Genomic DNA, 602 nt, shown 5'->3' with positions numbered 1-602 from the left:
GGCGGCGGCGAGCGCGGTGCTGCTCGCCGCGCTGCCGGCGTCGGCGGTGCAGGCCGACGGAGGCGGCGACCGGTGGATGCGGACGTCGGCGTCGTTCGGGACGCCGGGGGAGTACCTCGTTCCGGACGCGGTGACGTACGACGAGGCGGTGGTGCCGGCCGGAGCGCGGATCGCGGTGGCGCAGCACGTGAAGAACGGCCGGACCGCGGTGGAGCTGTCCCTGCGCGGCATCGCACCGAACCGCTCCTACGGGGCCCATGTGCACACCGGGGAGTGCGGGGTGACGCCGGAGGCGGCGGGGCCGCACTACCAGCACCGCGTCGACCCGGTCCGGCCGTCCGCGGACCCGGACTACGTCAATCCCCGCAACGAGGTGTGGCTGGGCTTCCGCACGGGGCCGGACGGCAGCGGCGGCGCCGTCGCGGAGCAGCGGTGGACGTTCCGGGCCGGTGAGGCCCGCTCGGTGGTCGTCCACGAGCACCAGCCGCGGACCGAGGAGGGGGGGACGGGTCAGGTGGGCCGGCCGCTGGCCTGCTTCACCGTGCCGTTCGTCCCGGTGTCCGCGGGGAAGTAGGCGCTGGCCGAGGGGCGGGTACCCGCCC

General features: G+C 76.6%; 1 protein-coding gene. It reads left to right on the top strand.

Going from position 1 to position 602, the window contains the following annotated elements:
- Window positions 1-574 (top strand): superoxide dismutase family protein (locus ACYVE9_RS30135; RefSeq protein WP_461031027.1); only part of this gene is annotated, 574 nt, incomplete at its 5' end.
- Window positions 575-602: the final 28 nt, after the last annotated feature.

The organism is Streptomyces sparsus (assembly GCF_054776295.1).
Note: the sequence above shows the minus strand (reverse complement) of the source record. Positions and strands in the feature narration are given on the sequence as shown.